This window comes from Photobacterium sp. AWH4_225 (assembly GCF_056158405.1).
Genome location: NZ_JBSWTF010000004.1, coordinates 2,275,119 through 2,291,942 on the forward strand (window position 1 = coordinate 2,275,119; position 16,824 = coordinate 2,291,942).

Genomic DNA, 16,824 nt, shown 5'->3' on the forward strand with positions numbered 1-16,824 from the left:
TAATGCGTTGGACACATCTACAGTGACCCGCAGTGATAAGGAATACATGCAGCTCGAGAGAGCTGCATTTTCAGACCCATTTTCATTTTTAGGCCCTCAATATCAGTCGACTGACATTGCACTTCGTGTGTACATGCCAGGTGCTGATTCTATTGAAGCAATAACTGAAAACGGTGAACGTTTTACCCTCGCACGCGAAGCTAATAGCGGTTTTGTGCTTGAGGGTAATTTCGATTTTACCACTGCACTATATCAACTTGTCGTTAACTGGCCGCAAGGCGAACAAACGATTTACGACCCTTACCAATTCCACAATCTGGTTCAATCCGGTGAAGCATTGACTGACCCATCACTGATGCACAGTGAAATGGGCGCACAGCTTGTCACTTTGAATCGAGGCAACTCTTCCATCTCCGGTGTACGTTTTCTTGTCTTTGCACCGAATGCCTCAGCAGTAAGTGTCGTTGGCCACTTTAATGCGTGGGATGGCCGTCGTCACCCAATGCAACGTCTTGATGATGGCCTATGGGGGCTATTCATTCCTGAGCTTGAGGAAGGCACCCTATATAAATTCGAGCTGAAAGACAGTGCAGGCGAGGGGCTACCTCACAAAGCCGATCCATGGGGTTATCAGTCGGAACAACACCCGTCTTTTGCCTCTAAAGTCTTCGATCAGGCGAAATATGATTGGCAAGATAGCGCCTGGCAAAACCGCCCGGTAACAGCCAAGCACCAGCAGGCGTTGTCATTCTATGAGCTGCACGCTGGTTCATGGCGCAAGAACGATCAGGGTGAGTTCCTGAACTACCGCGAGCTTGCCGATGAGCTTATCCCTTACCTGAGCGATATGGGTTACACCCACGTAGAGCTGATGCCGGTTTCTGAGCACCCGTTCTATGGTTCATGGGGTTACCAGCCAATCGGTCTGTTTGCACCAACCAGTCGTTTCGGTTCACCGGATGACTTCAAGTACTTCGTTGACCAATGTCACCAAGCTAATATTGGTGTTGTCTTGGACTGGGTTCCTGCCCACTTCCCGTCAGACGATCATGGCTTGGCGAATTTCGATGGCACGGCACTCTTTAATGACCCTGACCCACGCCGCGGTTGGCACCAGGACTGGCAGAGCTACATTTATGACTACGGTCGTGACCATGTTCGCCGCTTCCTCGTGTCGAATGCTCTGTTCTGGTTTGAGCACTACCACATTGACGGCCTGCGCGTTGATGCGGTCGCGTCAATGCTCTACTTGGATTACTCCCGTGAGCACGATCAGTGGATCCCGAACCATGAAGGCGGCAACGTAAACTTTGATGCTGTCAGCCTGCTGCGTTGGGTGAATGAAGAAGTTTACCGTCACTACCCGAATGCGATGACTATCGCTGAAGAATCAACGGCATTCCCGGGTGTAACTAAGCCAACGGATATGGGTGGTTTGGGCTTTGGCTTTAAGTGGAACATGGGTTGGATGCACGACAGCCTTTCTTATATTCAGGAAGAGCCAATCCATCGTAGTTACCATCACAACACCATTACTTTCCCTATGGTGTACGCATTCAGCGAAAACTACGTATTGTCACTTTCCCATGATGAAGTGGTTTACGGCAAAGGTTCAATGCTGGATAAAATGCCGGGTGATGAGTGGCAGAAAACCGCTAACCTACGTGCTTACATGGGTTACATGTATGGCCAGCCGGGTAAGAAGCTTAACTTCATGGGCGCTGAAATCGCCCAGAGCGCTGAGTGGAACCACGATGGACAGCTAGAGTGGCACTGGTTGCAGTACCCACGCCACAGCGGCATGCAGTCATTGGTTAAAGACTTGAACACGCTCTACACCTCAGAGCCTGCAATGCATGAGCAAGACTGTGATCCTGCTGGCTTTGAGTGGCGAGTTCAGGACGATGCCGAAAACAGTATTTTGGCCCATGAACGTATTGCGCTCAATGGTGACAAAGTGCTTGTTGTCAGCAACTTTACGCCGGTTCCGCGCCAAGGTTACTTACTTGGTGTTCCTGCAGAAGGTGAGTACGAGTTGCTTGTGAACACCGATGATGAGAAATACTGGGGTGGTAACGCACCAGTGAAGACATCTATCGCGACAGAAGAAGTGCCGAGCCATGGCTTAGCGCAGTCTATCGCAATCGATCTTCCGCCGCTGGCAACGGTGTTCTACCGCTTCAAGCGTTAATTACCCGTTAGCCTGTTACTTAAAATAAACCCATCACTGATAAAGTGGTGGGTTTTTTCTTTTTCGTCTCTTTCAAAATTGTCAAAATTTCTCCAGCTTATACTTGCTGATTTAGACACGAAATCACTTTTTACTAGAAAGCTTAATGTAAACTTCCAAAAGACAACTAAGAATTCGAGGCTAAGGGAGTTAGCAATGAATAACACGCTATTCGCGACTAAGGCTCATCGTTTCGCTGCATTATTTATGTTGATGGCCTTAAACGGGTGTTCAACCATTAATAAATATAATGGCCTTACCGCGGTTGATATCTCTATGGTTACAAATCCAGAGGTTGCGGAAGCTGGTCAATTAAGTGCAAGCAAAAACGATAAGCCCAAGCTAGCTATCGCTTTTGGTGGAGGCGCATCTCGCGGCATGATGCACCTTGGAGTTATGAAGGCATTAGAAGAAGCGGGGATCAAGGCTGATATTGTGACAGGCACATCAGTGGGCTCCATTGCTGCAGCGTTATACAGCAGCAATGAATATCTTGACGTTCAGCGTAAGATGTTTGAATTTTCTGAACATGAGATAGTCGATATCAACCTATCACGGAAAGGGTTGATAAAAGGGAAAGCATTGGCGAAGTGGGTAAATAAGCACACTGGTTATGACGATATCAGAGACCTGCCAATCACTACAGGTATTGTTGCTACCAACCTGACTCAGCAGAAGGCTGTAATGTTTACAGCAGGGGATATTGGCGAAGCTGTACAGACATCATCAAGTGTACCTGGTGTGTTTGTTCCTATTTATCACAATGAAGATATTCTTGTTGATGGAGGCGTATTGTCTCTGGTACCGGTTTATGCTGCCCGCCAACTTGGGGCCGATATTGTTATTGGGGTCGACGTATTCTGTAGCTTGCCACCACCGCTCGAATATACCGCTATTGATACTATGGCAAATACCTTCTGGTTGCAGAGCTGTATTGTGACTGAAGATGAGAACAAAAGTGCGGATATTGCTCTTTCTCCAGTATCACCTGATCCGAGCCTAGTGAATTTTGGCGGTTCATTTGAGCGAACCGCAGCCATGGAGGTTGGCTATAAAGCGATGAAGGATGCGTTACCTGAGCTCAAGGTCATGTTGGGTATGATAAATTAATTAATGCTCGTAGTTGCCTTTTTTAGCTTTGATTTGCAGGTAGCGAAAGGGTAGAAATGATTTGCTCGCGTTTTGTTTCTTTAGTGTCAGATAGTTATTTAATATAAATCAATTTGATTACTTGGAATAAATGTCACAATACGGTTTTATAAAAAGCGATAATTTGCTCGCTCAGCCTCATTTTTAACCTGAATAAAAATAATAAGTGACAATAATGACAGCGGAAAACACACATTTTGTGAATGCTTCACACCAAGGAAGGGAAGTCGAGTATTCAGCCTCTTTGAACCTGATCTCTACTACTGACCCAAGCAGTACGATTACTTATGCCAACAGCACTTTTTGCGATGTCGCTGGCTACAGTAGCGAAGAGCTGATTGATAATCCCCATAACCTAGTTAGGCATCCTGATATGCCTAAAGCGGCTTTTGCGCAACTTTGGCAGTATGTCAAAGCAGGTAAAAGCTGGATGGGGTTGGTAAAAAACAAATGTAAAGATGGCAATTACTATTGGGTTTCTGCTTTTGTTACCCCGATAGTAAACAGCAATGGTCAGGTTGTTGAATACCAATCTGTCCGTAGCCGTCCTTCTAAAGATGAAGTCAAGCGTGCGGAAGCGGCTTACCAAGCATTAAATGAGGGAAAGCAAGGTACTAGCCGTTTTCGGCTAAAGTATGGTGCTTTGCTGAATATTATTTTGGCACTTACCGTTTTAGCTGCCATGTATAACACGGTAGTGGCAACGTCTGGGATTTCGATAGCTATCTTGTTGGCAACTATCCTAGGTTTGATAGTTAGCGTTATGGCCCAGAAACGTCTGAACGAGATAACTAAACTGGCCCTTCAAGCGTATGATAATACCTTGATGGAAAAGATTTATACTGGAAAATACGACGATTACTCTGGGATAGAGCTTGCGCTTAGAATGCGGCAGGCAGAATTGCGGGCCATAGTTGGTAGGGCAAGTGAAACTTCATCAGATATTCTTTTGTCGGCTGAGGATGAATTTGCTAATACTCAACAGGTGAAAACCAATTTACAACAGCAAGCTTTGGCGACTGAGCTAGTTGGGGTAGCCATTGACCAAATGGCATCTACGGTCAAAGAAGTGGCTGAGAATGCGACTAATGCCTCTGAGATGACAGTAAAAGCGCAGCAGGTTGCTAATAGTGGGCAAATGAGGGTTGAGGAAACCATTACCTCTGTTAGCGAACTTCACAAAGAGCTTGATGATTCTAAACGAGTAATCAACGCATTATCGGAGAGCAGCCGCCAAATAGAGGGGATCCTCGATGTCATCGGCACCATTGCTGATCAAACTAACTTGCTGGCCTTAAACGCGGCTATTGAAGCGGCGCGAGCAGGGGAGGCGGGGAGAGGCTTTGCTGTCGTTGCCGATGAAGTAAGATCACTAGCGCAAAAGACGCAATCCTCAACGGGTGAAATTCACCAAATGATCGCTCAGCTTCAGGATATCGCCGGCCAAGCTGTCGCAGCTGTTGAGAGAGGCGGTGAGCAGTCTGAGCATTGTCGTCAGCAAACGCTGGCCATGGGTGAACAGCTTAAAGAGATCAATCAAGTTTTAGACTTAGTGACGGACAGCAGCCATCAGATAGCTGCAGCCGTTGAACAACAAGCGGGTGTGAGTGTTGATATTGCTGAGCATATCCAGAAGATTAATGTGCTAGGTAATGAGACTGAAAAATCGAGTGACATTTCGGTAGAAAGTACTCGTATGTTGGTAGAGCGTTTGGAAGGCCTTGAAAGATTGATGAATCAGTTCAAACGAGTGAGTTGAACGAGAAAATAATCAGCCCCCAAATTGGGGGCTGATTTTCAAATGGCAGGGCCTACTTCAAGTCAACAATATGCGGGTAGTGTTGATTGTGGTATTTCTCTCGTTTTACCATCTCCTTAAGTCCTTTCAGAGTATTGTAGGGTTGCGAGACTGATACCAAATTAATTAACCAGGCGGGAAGCTTACCGCCGGGATCTGTGAGTACCTGGTAGTGGACGTGCGTCTGTGAGCTTGTGACAGGCGTGAACACCCACTGACTCGTTAAACTTTTAACCCGAACGACTCCGTTTTTAAGCGGCAAATAGTCTGGAATACCTTCTTGCTCAAGAGTGACAACTAGTGTTTCTGGATCTTGGCTTGTTTTATTCAGTACGACCGCATCACGGTCAGCAACCGGCCATGGCGCCTTACTGAGTGTGACAGTAATGGTTTCAGAATCACTGATTCTTCTTTCAGTGTGCATTTCATCAACATTTTCGACCCACTCAATCCCCGCAGGCGTATCATCAAAGACTGCGATGATAGTACTGAGATTGGCATCGATAGTGGTCTGTGCCATGAACTCTTTAAAATCGCTGCCTGCGATTGAGCGGTTGTAGACTTGTATGCCATTCCGGTCACGGACGTTCTTCCATGCAATCTCTTCAGCGATAGCTTGCATAGAGAAACCTTGAAAGCTGATGAGACAAATTAATACCTTCAGGAACCTTTTCATCACTCTACTACACGCCCTTTCCATGAAATTGATTTTTGCTTTGCTAGGCGGTAGGAGTTCACTATCAACATTCCCTGTAAAGTAATGCCGAATGGAACCAACAAGGCATAGATAACAGGCACAGATAGTTCAGCCACAAGAACAGCATAAGTGATTAGTAACACTACCTGCATGAGTAGATTTACCCCCAATGTGATCATTGCGAGTTGAGAAGGATCGCTACTGTAGGATAGCCACGAAAGGATGAGTAAAACGGGGGTAGACCACGCAATAAACACCGATTTAGCCAATAAACCAGTGGCATTTGCAAAGTGATTGGTTTCAACAATCCGGCTCATGTTTTTAGAAAAACCGTGCCAGATCTCCTCTGCGTTGGTATACATTCTTGTACTCATTAAGTCGTCGGCAAATGCCCAAAAAATCTTGAAGCCTCTTTGTTTCATTGCTTTAGCAAAGGCGAGATCTTCAGATATTTCAGAGGCAACCACAGTATGACCGTTCACAGACTGATATGCACTGGTCTTAAATAGCATTGCCTGTCCATTCGCAATCGCTTCTTCTTTACTTGGGTCGTTAGACTCATGGAACTTCATAAACGAGGCTATCGAGAGAAAAAGACCAGGTAAAAGGGCTTTTTCAGAGCCGGAAACCATCAATTGTCTTGGGTTAAATGACAGAAGGTCTATGCCCTTGGTCAAAGTGAAGTCCATGATGCTCTTCAGCATACCTTTATCAGATTGAGTATCGGCATCAATAAAGAAAATGTATTCACCTGTAGCTTGAAGGGCGCCAGCCATACAGGCATTACTTTTACCGATCCAGCCTTTAGGTAGAGGTCGACCGCTAATGCAGCGAGCTGTAAAGTGGCTCTTTGACATTAATTGCTCTGCAATTTGGCGGGTGTTATCTTCTGAAAAGTCATCGACAACAATGACTTCTAATTTTTCTTTCGGGTAGTCTTGCTCAAGGATGCTACCTAATGAATTGGCTATATTCTGCTCTTCATTTCGAGCCGGAATGATAACAGTAACTTTAGGCCAATCTTGACGTGTATGCTGTCCGCATTTTATGTGTACCCGGTGATAGGCCAGTATGCCTAGCTTGATTAAAAAAGCAGTAACCACAAAAAGCGAAAGGATGGTTAACCCCAGTAAAGCCATAAATGAAACCTGTTTGCTAAATAATATTTTGACCAACTCATAAGAATAAAGGTTGATGCTGAACTTCAATTGACTGGTGTATAATTAATTTGAAAATAATTACCGGATAATTATGCATAACGATAGTGAAATTCTCGGTGAGGTAATCATACCTTTTTGAAAATTAGTACTTTATTTCAAATTTAAACCTGTACATGTTAAATAATGCGTTTAATTGATTTGTGTTCAATTAAGTATTGGTTAAGTATCAGAATGTCATTATTTACTCGTGAAAAACTAACCATGGACGGTGTATTAATTGCTAATTGAGATAATATTTTGAAAACACAAGCTTTACTGCTATCGACCCTTTTTATTGCACCTCTGAGTTTTGGTCAGGATTCATTCTTCCCTATATGGGGTGATGAAGCAGAAAAGCGTGGTTACACACTTCCAAAACCATATGGCTTATCTTTGTCATATATGGATATGAGTAATCCAATTACGGTTAATAGTATCAACCTAACTGGCCATCCAGTATTAGATGCAATAGATGTTGATGCTAATCATGCTGATTTTAAAGGTTCGAACATTACATTACGTGGTGATGTATGGATCTTACCTTTTATGAACGTATACGGGATCCTTGGTTATACACAAGGTACCAGTAAAGCAAAAATCAACTCAGTCAGTTGTGATAGCGCATCGGTACCGGCATTTGGTGATAAAATTTTATGTGGGTTAATTAACGCTGCAGGTGGGAACTTACCTGACAATGCCATGTTCGAGCTGGATATGGATGGTGGTACCTATGGTATTGGTACAACTATAGCGGGTGGAGTAGGTAATTGGTTTGCCCTAGTAGACATGAACTACACCTATACGGACATTTCGGCGATAGACGGTAACATTAAAACATTCGTTGCAGCTCCTCGTGTTGGCCATCGCTGGGAATATGATGGTGGCAGAGAGTTAAGAGTATTTGTAGGCGCGATGTATCAAGATGTTCAACAATATTTATCAGGCGACTTAAAAAGCCTGGGTTTACCGCCAGCATTGGATAGTATTATTGACGACTTAGCACCAGACGGAAAGTTTGAGGTAAGCCAAAGCTCTGATGATAAATGGAATGGTGTTGCAGGTTTTCAGTATGCATTTAACCGAGAATGGGAAGTCATGATGGAGGCTGGCTTTGGTTCTCGTGAAACAATGTTTGTAGCAGTCAGCCGTCGATTTTAATTCAAACACATGAATTAACGTTAGGTATTCCGAATAAAAAAAACGATGAGGAGAGCCTCATCGTTTTTTGTTTAATCGAATTAGTTTTATTTAAACTCTGCTTTTCGCATACGGTTTAATACAGCCATCACCTCAATGACGCGCGGTTTGGCAATATCGCCGTAGTTTGGCATCGTTCGGAACCACTCATCACTTGCCAGCATTTGGCTGAATGCTTTGCTTGGTGCTTTTTCCCAGCCTTTGCCTTGTGCAATTCGGAACCACAACCAGCCGATAGCATGCAGCTGGCTTGAATCTGCGACCTGCTCCAAGGCTTGTAGATCGATGAACTCACGACCAAAACGCATAGAAGTTTTGTCTTTCACCTGAATTCGGAACTTACCATCTTCAAGCTGTGCCTTTAGACCTGCACGGTTAAGTTTGCGGGTGCGAGGACGAGTGATCTCTGTGCTGCCTTCAAGCTGACGTCGAGTAGGGTGCGAAGCAACAACTTCTTTGGCTTTGTCTGTAACATCCAGAGCCTGGTAGTTATGCATTTGAATCACAGTGTCAGCAACATCCAGATAGTCACCAGAGCCGCCCATTACCAGCAGCACTGAAACATCTAGCTGATCACGCAGTAGCGAAATACGATCAACAAGTGGCGTAATTGGCTCATCATTTTTAGCGATCAGTGCCTGCATACGCTCATCACGGATCATGAAGTTAGATGCCGAAGTATCTTCATCGATCAGCAATGCATTTGAACCCGATTCGATGGACTCTTGAAGCCATGAAGCCTGTGATGTCGAACCTGAAGCATTCTGGGTAGAGAACATGCTAGTGTCTTTACCCATAGGCAGGTTGCTAATGTATGGGGTCAGGTCGACATTGTGGACGCAGCGACCGTCTTCAGCACGGATCTTTGAGGCAGATTCATCACTAACGATGTATTCACGGCCATCACCTGGAATATGGTCATAGACTGAGTTTTCGATAGCGTTCAGCAGCGTTGATTTACCATGGAAGCCGCCACCCACAATCATGGTGATGCCCTTAGGCACACCCATACCACGGATTTTACCTCGGTGAGGTGCTTCAAGCTCTACGGCTAGGCTCTCTGGGCTGACAAATGGGATAGCATCAGCCATAGGTAGATCACTGTTACCTGCTAGGCGAGGAAGTACGCTGTCATCAGCAACAAAGGCCATTAAGCCTTTATCAGCCAACTGCTTACGTAGAGCAACCTGATCTTCAACTGTTTCACAGTGGCGTTTTAGTTCATCCATCGGCAGCTCACGTGCAATCGTAGCGCGACGGATGATCTTTGGCATGGTGAATGTCAGTAGGTTTGCTGTTTTCTTAGCAATAATGGTACGGCCGTCTGATGGTAGGTTCACACGGAAGCGAAGCTCTAGCGCATCGTCATCAAACACAACAGCGGTACGATCCAATACAGCTTGGCCCGGACGGTCAATTTGGATCTCATTGATTTGCTGTGCCAGTTCAGCAAAATGACGGGCGATAAAGTCGCGGGCTGCTCGCTGGTAAACAGGAGACTGTTCTTTTAACCACTCAAGGTCGGTCAACGACCATTTACGGCGAGCGCGTACCCGTGATGCTGGCGCAAATGGGTCTGATTGAGTGATATCAATGAAGAAATCGAAGTCAACGAAATGGTATTCACCACGCAGGCTGGAGTAGCTGCGGTAATTATGACGGTCAATTTTATGTAGTTTTGCTTCGAGTAATTGCATGTCGCCTCGATACCTTCGTTAGAAATTCCGGGGGCAGGATTCTACACTAAACGCCTTGAATAAGCATACAAACTTTGACGTTAAGGGCTTTTTTTCTTCAATAGGAAGCTCTAAGAAAGCCTGACCCTCTACCATGGTCTAATTGAGCATTTGTTGTTAATGGCTTTAAATCAGAGTGTAGATGATGAAAAAGGGAGTACACCATGCTGCAGGTATCAATGACAGTGGCTGAATATGTATTGATTTTGGCTGGCTTAATCTTAGTCGGTAACGGGATCATTTTATATGGCCGCCGCACCAGTGATTGGACGGGTGTATTGAAGATGTTTTACAACCGTATCGGTATGTCGGCCGCAGAGTTCAAATGGTATCGGCTGGGTGTTGCTGCATTGGTACTGGGTGTGATTGTCAGGATCGTTAACTTAACTTTCTGGCCTGCCTAGACAGAGTAAAGTTGTGGGCAATAGAGAGTGATTGCCCACTAGTACGTCAAATTATGCGAAGAAATGATTTGAATGTCATTTTCTCGGTTTCGGCAGTGTAATAGAAGCTCTCAATCCGCCAAGCTGGCTTCTGCTAAGGGTTAGCTCACCGCGATAACTATGTGCGAGCTCGTTCACTATATTCAGCCCTAAGCCCGTACCTGGTGTCGTCTCATCGAGCCTGACTCCACGCTTGAGGGCACTTTGGTAAGCATCATCTTCAATACCGGGACCATCATCTTCAATCGCTAGCACAACAGTGTCATTAGTTTGTTCAAGCTGGTGGACCCGAATAAGGCTTTTTGCCCACTTGTAACTGTTCTCAATCAAGTTACCGATGATCTCATCGAGATCGCGTTTCTCAATAGCCACATATAAATCGCTGTCTAGTTCGTTAACAAGCACAACACCGCGATTTGCGTAGACTTTATCCATCGCCATGGAAATAGCATCAACACGGGGTGATGGTGCCGTCTTAGCGGACAAGATGTTTGTTGCCCCTGCCATTCTTGCACGACCAAGATGATAGTCTATATGTTGTTGTAATTGCTGAAGTGAAGGCTGAAGACGAGATTGGTCATGCTCATTTAAGTGGGCAACCTCGTTATTCAATACCGCTATTGGTGTCTTAAGTGCATGTGACAAGTTGCCTGCGTGATTACGGGCCCGCTCCAAGATTTCTTGATAGTGAAAAAGAAGGGCATTCAAATCGTCGACTACAGGGCGTATTTCTGCTGGATAAACCCCACTCAACTCAGACGTTTCGCCTTCACGAACTTGTTTGAGGTTTTTCTGCAGCCGGCGAAGGGGCCATAAAGACCAGCTAACTTGAAGCCAAATCAAACAAAGTATGCCGCCTGCCATGATTAGCAGAATTAACCAAAGGCCGCTGGTGAGTTGAGTCAGGGTCTTTAGCAAACGCTCCTGGCTTATTGCAACGGTCAGGGTGACAGGATCATCGAGATCAGGAAGCAGGATATCCCGCGTTAAAACAATCAAAGATTGTTTGTCAGGCCCCACAAAGCCAGACTCTTCATCCCCTGAAATACGGGTGTCCCATAACGAACGAGAACGAAGCTCTGTATCTGCCACATTCAGGCTCCAGTATAGGCCACTATAAGGTTGCTGGAAGCGGGGGTTAGATAAAGGTTTGGGCGTAATTATATTGCCGTCACTGTCTGTATCAATTTGGGCCGTTAATTCGTCTAGGTAGATATATAGCTGGTGTTTTTCCTGATCCACAAGATATGTTTTGATAAAGAATGGCATCAGGTAACCGGCAGCAAGAGTAATGCCCAATAACCAAACAGCCGCAGCAATAAGCAAGCGGCTGCGCAGGCTAGGTAGAGGTGTCTGTGGTGCTCTAATCTGCATTGATACGGTATCCAAGCCCTCTAACTGTTTTAATGACATCTCCACCGATCTTACGTCGAATACGGCCGATGAACACTTCAATGGTGTTGGAGTCACGGTCAAAGTCTTGCTTGTAAATATGCTCAACCAATTCAGTACGGGAGATAACTTTATCGGCATTGTGCATCATGTAGGAGAGCACTTTGAATTCAAGCGCGGTGAGATCGATACTTTCACCGTTGTGCATCACCTTCGAGGTACGGGTATCTAAGCTCAATCCTCCGATTTGAATAACAGGTGAAGCGTTGCCGGTTGAGCGTCGAACTTGAGCTCGTAGTCGGGCAACAAGTTCAATCATTTGGAACGGTTTAGTTAGATAGTCATCAGCACCGGCGTTAAGTCCTTCTACGCGTTGGGTTAGTTCATTACGGGCACTAAGGATAATGACTGGGCAAGTGACATTTTCATCGCGGATGCCTTTCAAAACGGTAAGGCCATCTAGTTTTGGTAAACCCAAATCGAGGACGATGCCATCCCAAGGTTCAGAGGTCGCACGATATAAGGCATCAATGCCATCACAGGAAAGCTCGGCTACCCAGCCGCTTTGTTCTAAACCTTCAACAATCTGTTCGCCCAAGGCTTGTTCATCTTCAACGACGAGTATTTTCATTGTTCTACCTTGATAATCTTTTCAAGACCCCGGCCTTTTATCTCAAGAATGGTCAACGTCTGGGCGTCATACTCCACTTTGACAATATTATTGTTGGGGTCAATAAGCTTTAATTCATAGATCCAAATGTCATCGTCTTCTTCAAGTTCGACGTGGATTATACGGCCATGGAGTTGTTCGCTGACTTTGGATTTTAAAGATGAGAAAGGCTGTACCAGCCCCTGTTGAACAGCTCGCATGACATCGTCGTGATCTTCTTCAATTTCCAGTTCAACGTTTGCAAGCGCTGAAGAAGCAACGAAGAGAAGAGACAAAAGGGTTATGTATTTGCTTTTTCTATTCATACATTGAATTGTAACTGATTGTACGTGAACCGAAAATGAATATAGCGGATTGATTTTACATTGTATGTGCCAAGGCCAACAAAATGTTTTGAATTTCTTGAATATTACAAGGAAACGGTCGTTATAGGTAAAAATGCCCCACTGAGAATATCTATCCATACAAGCATGATATTCATTGAATAAACTGAGAGTTTTTAGTGGTAGATCATGAATTTAATTCGTGCCACACACTATAATCGCACCAATTTTGTTTCGAGATAAAGGGAAGTCATGCAGTTATCCTTAAAAACAAAACTTTTACTGTCGAGTTTTGTCGCTATTTCTATTACCGCCATTGCCTTGGGCGGTTTCTCCTATCAGTCAATGAAAAACCAAGCATGGCAGTCGATTGAAAGTGAAAGTCGTAATACATCGGTTGCTGTGACAAAAGGTATTGGTGATTGGCTTGAAAACAAACAAGCGGCTGTGGAAGCTGTGGTATCAACGATGGCAACCAATAACACGCCAGATATCGTTGAGCATTTAAAGCAAATGCATATTTCTGGTGATTTTAGCCTGAGTTTTTACGGAAACCAGCAAGGTGATATGCATCGCCAAGATCCGTCTTTGAATCGCGCGGGCTATGACCCTCGTGAAAGGGGATGGTACAAAGAAGCGTCAGCAGCTAGAGCAGCGGTTGTGACGGCACCTTACATGAGCCATACCATGCAAACCCTGGTTGTGACTTTGGCTGAGCCAGTGATGCAGGCAGGACAATTGCAAGGTGTGGTTGGTGCGGATTTAGCACTTGGCGATTTGATGCGTGATGTATTGAATATCCCGGTGTTGGGTGACGGCTACGCCATGTTGCTGGATATGGGTAATCAGGTTGTGGTTGCTCACCCAAATGAAGACATGCAGCTTAAGCCTATTTCAGAATTGGGTCTGAACGTACAGTTGCTCCGTAACGAGATGCATCGCAATGGCTTTTTCCTGAGTGACTTTGATGGTCGTGAGCGTGCAGTGGCTATTCACGATGTGCCAAATTCAGGTTGGGCGTTGGTCCTGGTGATGGATAAGTCAGTGCTTGAAGCGCCAATCCGTGACATGCTTTTCGATGAGCTGCTGATCGGTTTGGTTATTCTTGTTGTTGTTTGTGGTTTGATTAGCTTGTTGCTGACAAAACAATTGAGTGAACTGAAAAAAGTATCTGCTGCATTAGCGGATATTGCGCATGGGGAAGGTGATCTGACTGCCCGTATTCCGGTGAACAGCCAAGATGAAGTCGGACAGTTGGCAGATAACTTCAACCAATTTGTTTCTCATCAGCACGTGATGGCAACAAAACTACGAGATATTGCGATTGAACTGAACCGCAATGCAGCTGATGCTGCCACGGCGTCTACTCAGCGTAGCCACAATATTCGCCAGCAGCAGGATGAAATTACCATGGTTGCCACCGCTGTCACCGAGATGGCGAGTGCTACCCAAGAAATCGCAGGGAATGCCGAGAACACGGCGAAGACGGCTGAACAAGCCGTTACCTTGGCTGGTAGCGGCCACCGCCAAGTCGGGCAAAGTCAGCAGTCTATCGGTAATTTAGCCAATGAAGTCACGAATGCTGCATCCATTATTGAAGACCTTAATGAGCACGCCCTGAAGATCAGCACCATTCTATCGACTATTCGTGATATTGCGGAGCAGACTAACCTTCTTGCGCTCAATGCGGCTATTGAAGCGGCACGTGCTGGAGAGCAAGGACGTGGTTTTGCTGTCGTAGCTGATGAGGTCCGTGTACTTTCGCAGCGTACACATACCTCAACGGAAGAAATTCAAACCATGATCGAGACACTTCAGTCGACGACGCATAATGCCGTGACGGTGATGAATGATAGTCATCAGCTTGCGGATACTAGCGTACAGGATGTTGATGCCGCAGGTGAAAGTATTAACAGTATTGCGAGTGAAATTAATGTGATTAGCGATATGGCGACGCAGATTGCTTCTGCTGCCGAAGAGCAATCGAGTGTGACGGCTGAAATTAGTCGCAATACGGAAGGGGTGCAGGAAGTGGCAAACCAAATGGCTCAAGAAGCCATGGAAGCTGCTCGACAAGCTGAGTCCTTAAAAGAGTTAGCGGGGCAACTAGAGAAAGAAGTCCAGCGCTACAAGCTTTAAGCCTTCTTGTAAATGACTCATAAAATGAAAGCCCCCGCAAATGCGGGGGCTAGTTTTATCTGAAGATAATGGATTTTACTCTTCCCATTGTACAAGCTGATCTTTCGGCCAGTTAGCACCAACATCATGGTACTTCTTCTCAAGCAGGTGGCGCTTGATCTTGAGGGTTGGTGTCAGGACACCGTTCTCAATACTCCAAGGGTCTTTAATCATCAGCACACCTCTAATCTTGGCGTGGGACTCAAGCTCCATGTTCAGCGTATCGATGACTCTCTGTGCGGTACGTGCGTAACGTTCACGATCAAAGTTAGGGAAATCATGAGGTACGGCAAGCAAGATTGGTGCTGGCATGCCCGAGCCGACAACACACATCATTTCGATATTGGCTAGCTCGAAGATACGCTTCTCAATTGGTACAGGAGAAACAAACTTACCTTTGGCAGTTTTGAAAGTATCGTTCTTACGACCTTGGATAGTCAGGTAACCATCCTCATCCATAAAGCCGATGTCCCCAGTGTGAAGCCAACCTTCCTCATCGAACATCTCTTTGGTCGCATCGTCGTTTTTGTAATAGCCTGAGAAGAGACCCATGCCTCGAACCAAAATCTCTTCATCAGCGGAAATTTTTATTTCAACGCCTGGTCCAGCATTACCTACCGTACCGATTTTATCGCTGCGGAATGGGTGGTTTAGCGTGCTGTAGGCAAAGCTTTCAGTCATCCCCCAAGCTTCGGTAATGTTCAGTCCGATATTTTCGTACCAACGAAGCAGGGCTGGTGAAACTGGTGCCGAGCCACAACCTAAAACACGTGCCTTGTTGAGGCCAAGGCCATCGGCCAGTTTGCGCTTGATGACACCTGAAATGAATGGAATTTTAAGCAGCAGGTTAAGTTTTGCTTGCGGCAGTTTTTCCAGAATTCGTTGCTGGAATAGTGTCCATAAACGCGGGACCGAGATAAACAAGGTAGGGCGATGCATTTTGACATCGTCGATAAAGGTATCAAGTGACTCTGGGAACGCGACCTGTATACCTGACATTACTGAAGAGCCAAAGATATAAACGCGTTCGGTAATATGCGCGAGAGGCAAGTAAGAGAACAGACGTTCACCTTCCTGCATGCCAATGTGGTCAACTAGGCGCTGAGCAGCCCAGGCAAATGAGCCATAACTTAGCATGGCACCTTTTGGTAAGCCTGATGTACCTGAGGTATATACAATGGACATCAAATCATCTTGCTGATGGTTTGGACGCTCTTCAGAAGGTTCATGCTGTGAAAGCAAGGTATTGAAGTCGTGGTCACACTTTGGTGCCGATGGGTAGTTGAAGGCAATGGAAAGGATCTCAGGATGCTTTTCCATTACCGACAGTGCCGCTTTGCTATCGTCTAACTTACCGACCAAGACTGCTTTTGATTCACTGTGCGTGAGGCAGTGCTCAATGGTTTCAGCGCCAGCGGTTGGGAAAATAGGTACGCTAATGTAGCTACCTAGCATCAAAGCCAAATCGGTAATAAACCATTCAGCACAGTTTTTAGACATTAGGGCGATGCGGTCACCGGGTTGGAAGCCTTGAGAACGGAGGGCGCTGACAAGTCTTAGTGCCTTGTCTGCTACCTCTGCATAAGTAAAATCAACGAATTGACGATTGATGATCTGGCGAAGATACACATCATCTGCGCGTTCTTCTGCCCATTTGAGAATCATTTCGGTTGGCAGTGGTTGAGTCATCAGTGTATCCCTTAAGCGATCCGATTGCAGAGGTAGAGTCATACTTCGATCCTTCCGTGTTATGTTTTTGTTAAAATAATGCTATTTTCACTGTTTGGTCAAGCAGTTATTTGCCTTAAAGTT

At 45.5% G+C, this 16,824-nt stretch carries 13 protein-coding genes; 6 read left to right on the forward strand and 7 right to left on the reverse strand.

Annotated features, from left to right (window positions below; genetic code table 11):
- The first annotated feature begins 46 nt into the window (after nt 1-46).
- The 3 genes from glgB (at nt 47) to ACXAD4_RS27400 (ending at nt 5,138) form a co-directional block, all read left to right on the forward strand.
- Nucleotides 47-2,191: a 1,4-alpha-glucan branching protein GlgB gene (gene glgB, locus ACXAD4_RS27390; protein ID WP_475245674.1), complete on the forward strand. Its 2,145-nt coding sequence runs from the start codon at nt 47-49 to the stop codon at nt 2,189-2,191.
- Nucleotides 2,192-2,386: 195 nt separating this feature from the next.
- A complete protein-coding gene (locus ACXAD4_RS27395) occupies nt 2,387-3,340 on the forward strand; it encodes a patatin-like phospholipase family protein (protein WP_475245215.1) in 954 nt (317 codons plus the stop codon).
- A gap of 214 nt (nt 3,341-3,554) precedes the next feature.
- Complete coding sequence (locus ACXAD4_RS27400) at nt 3,555-5,138, forward strand: methyl-accepting chemotaxis protein (RefSeq protein WP_475245217.1); 1,584 nt, start codon at nt 3,555-3,557, stop codon at nt 5,136-5,138.
- Between the two features lie 52 nt (nt 5,139-5,190).
- On the opposite strand, the gene ACXAD4_RS27405 is transcribed toward ACXAD4_RS27400, so the two are convergent.
- Together ACXAD4_RS27405 and ACXAD4_RS27410 are read right to left on the reverse strand one after the other, a co-directional pair.
- Nucleotides 5,191-5,799 carry an START domain-containing protein gene (locus ACXAD4_RS27405; RefSeq protein ID WP_475245218.1) on the reverse strand — a complete coding sequence of 203 codons (609 nt, stop codon included), beginning with the start codon at nt 5,797-5,799 and terminating at the stop codon, nt 5,191-5,193.
- 53 nt (nt 5,800-5,852) lie between these two features.
- Nucleotides 5,853-7,013 (reverse strand): glycosyltransferase, encoded by a 1,161-nt coding sequence (locus ACXAD4_RS27410; RefSeq protein WP_475245219.1) that lies wholly within the window; start codon nt 7,011-7,013, stop codon nt 5,853-5,855.
- Nucleotides 7,014-7,331: 318 nt separating this feature from the next.
- On the opposite strand from ACXAD4_RS27410, the gene ACXAD4_RS27415 reads away from it, so the two are divergent.
- Nucleotides 7,332-8,231, forward strand: coding sequence for a hypothetical protein (locus tag ACXAD4_RS27415; protein ID WP_475245220.1), 900 nt, complete (start codon nt 7,332-7,334; stop codon nt 8,229-8,231).
- Nucleotides 8,232-8,317: 86 nt separating this feature from the next.
- Here the strand turns inward: ACXAD4_RS27415 and ACXAD4_RS27420 are convergent, their stop codons facing one another.
- Nucleotides 8,318-9,967, reverse strand: coding sequence for a P-loop domain-containing protein (locus ACXAD4_RS27420; protein ID WP_475245221.1), 1,650 nt, complete (start codon nt 9,965-9,967; stop codon nt 8,318-8,320).
- Between the two features lie 203 nt (nt 9,968-10,170).
- On the opposite strand from ACXAD4_RS27420, the gene ACXAD4_RS27425 reads away from it, so the two are divergent.
- Nucleotides 10,171-10,410 carry a hypothetical protein gene (locus ACXAD4_RS27425; RefSeq protein WP_317520312.1) on the forward strand — a complete coding sequence of 80 codons (240 nt, stop codon included), beginning with the start codon at nt 10,171-10,173 and terminating at the stop codon, nt 10,408-10,410.
- Between the two features lie 75 nt (nt 10,411-10,485).
- Here the strand turns inward: ACXAD4_RS27425 and ACXAD4_RS27430 are convergent, their stop codons facing one another.
- From ACXAD4_RS27430 to ACXAD4_RS27440, 3 genes are read right to left on the reverse strand one after another with little or no spacing between them, the layout of a single operon-like run.
- Nucleotides 10,486-11,823 (reverse strand): ATP-binding protein, encoded by a 1,338-nt coding sequence (locus tag ACXAD4_RS27430; protein ID WP_475245222.1) that lies wholly within the window; start codon nt 11,821-11,823, stop codon nt 10,486-10,488.
- The gene (locus tag ACXAD4_RS27435; protein ID WP_475245224.1) at nt 11,813-12,472 is read right to left on the reverse strand and encodes a response regulator transcription factor; all 660 of its coding nucleotides are present in this window, start codon (nt 12,470-12,472) and stop codon (nt 11,813-11,815) included. The genes ACXAD4_RS27430 and ACXAD4_RS27435 overlap by 11 nt, the downstream gene beginning before the upstream one ends.
- Nucleotides 12,469-12,816, reverse strand: coding sequence for a PepSY domain-containing protein (locus ACXAD4_RS27440; protein ID WP_475245225.1), 348 nt, complete (start codon nt 12,814-12,816; stop codon nt 12,469-12,471). The genes ACXAD4_RS27435 and ACXAD4_RS27440 overlap by 4 nt, the downstream gene beginning before the upstream one ends.
- A gap of 270 nt (nt 12,817-13,086) precedes the next feature.
- Here ACXAD4_RS27440 and ACXAD4_RS27445 point away from each other — a divergent pair, with 270 nt between their 5' ends.
- Nucleotides 13,087-14,973 (forward strand): methyl-accepting chemotaxis protein, encoded by a 1,887-nt coding sequence (locus tag ACXAD4_RS27445; RefSeq protein ID WP_475245226.1) that lies wholly within the window; start codon nt 13,087-13,089, stop codon nt 14,971-14,973.
- 75 nt (nt 14,974-15,048) lie between these two features.
- On the opposite strand, the gene ACXAD4_RS27450 is transcribed toward ACXAD4_RS27445, so the two are convergent.
- Entirely contained in the window at nt 15,049-16,743 is a 1,695-nt protein-coding gene (locus ACXAD4_RS27450) for an AMP-binding protein (protein ID WP_475245227.1), read from the reverse strand.
- Between the last annotated feature and the right edge of the window lie 81 nt (nt 16,744-16,824).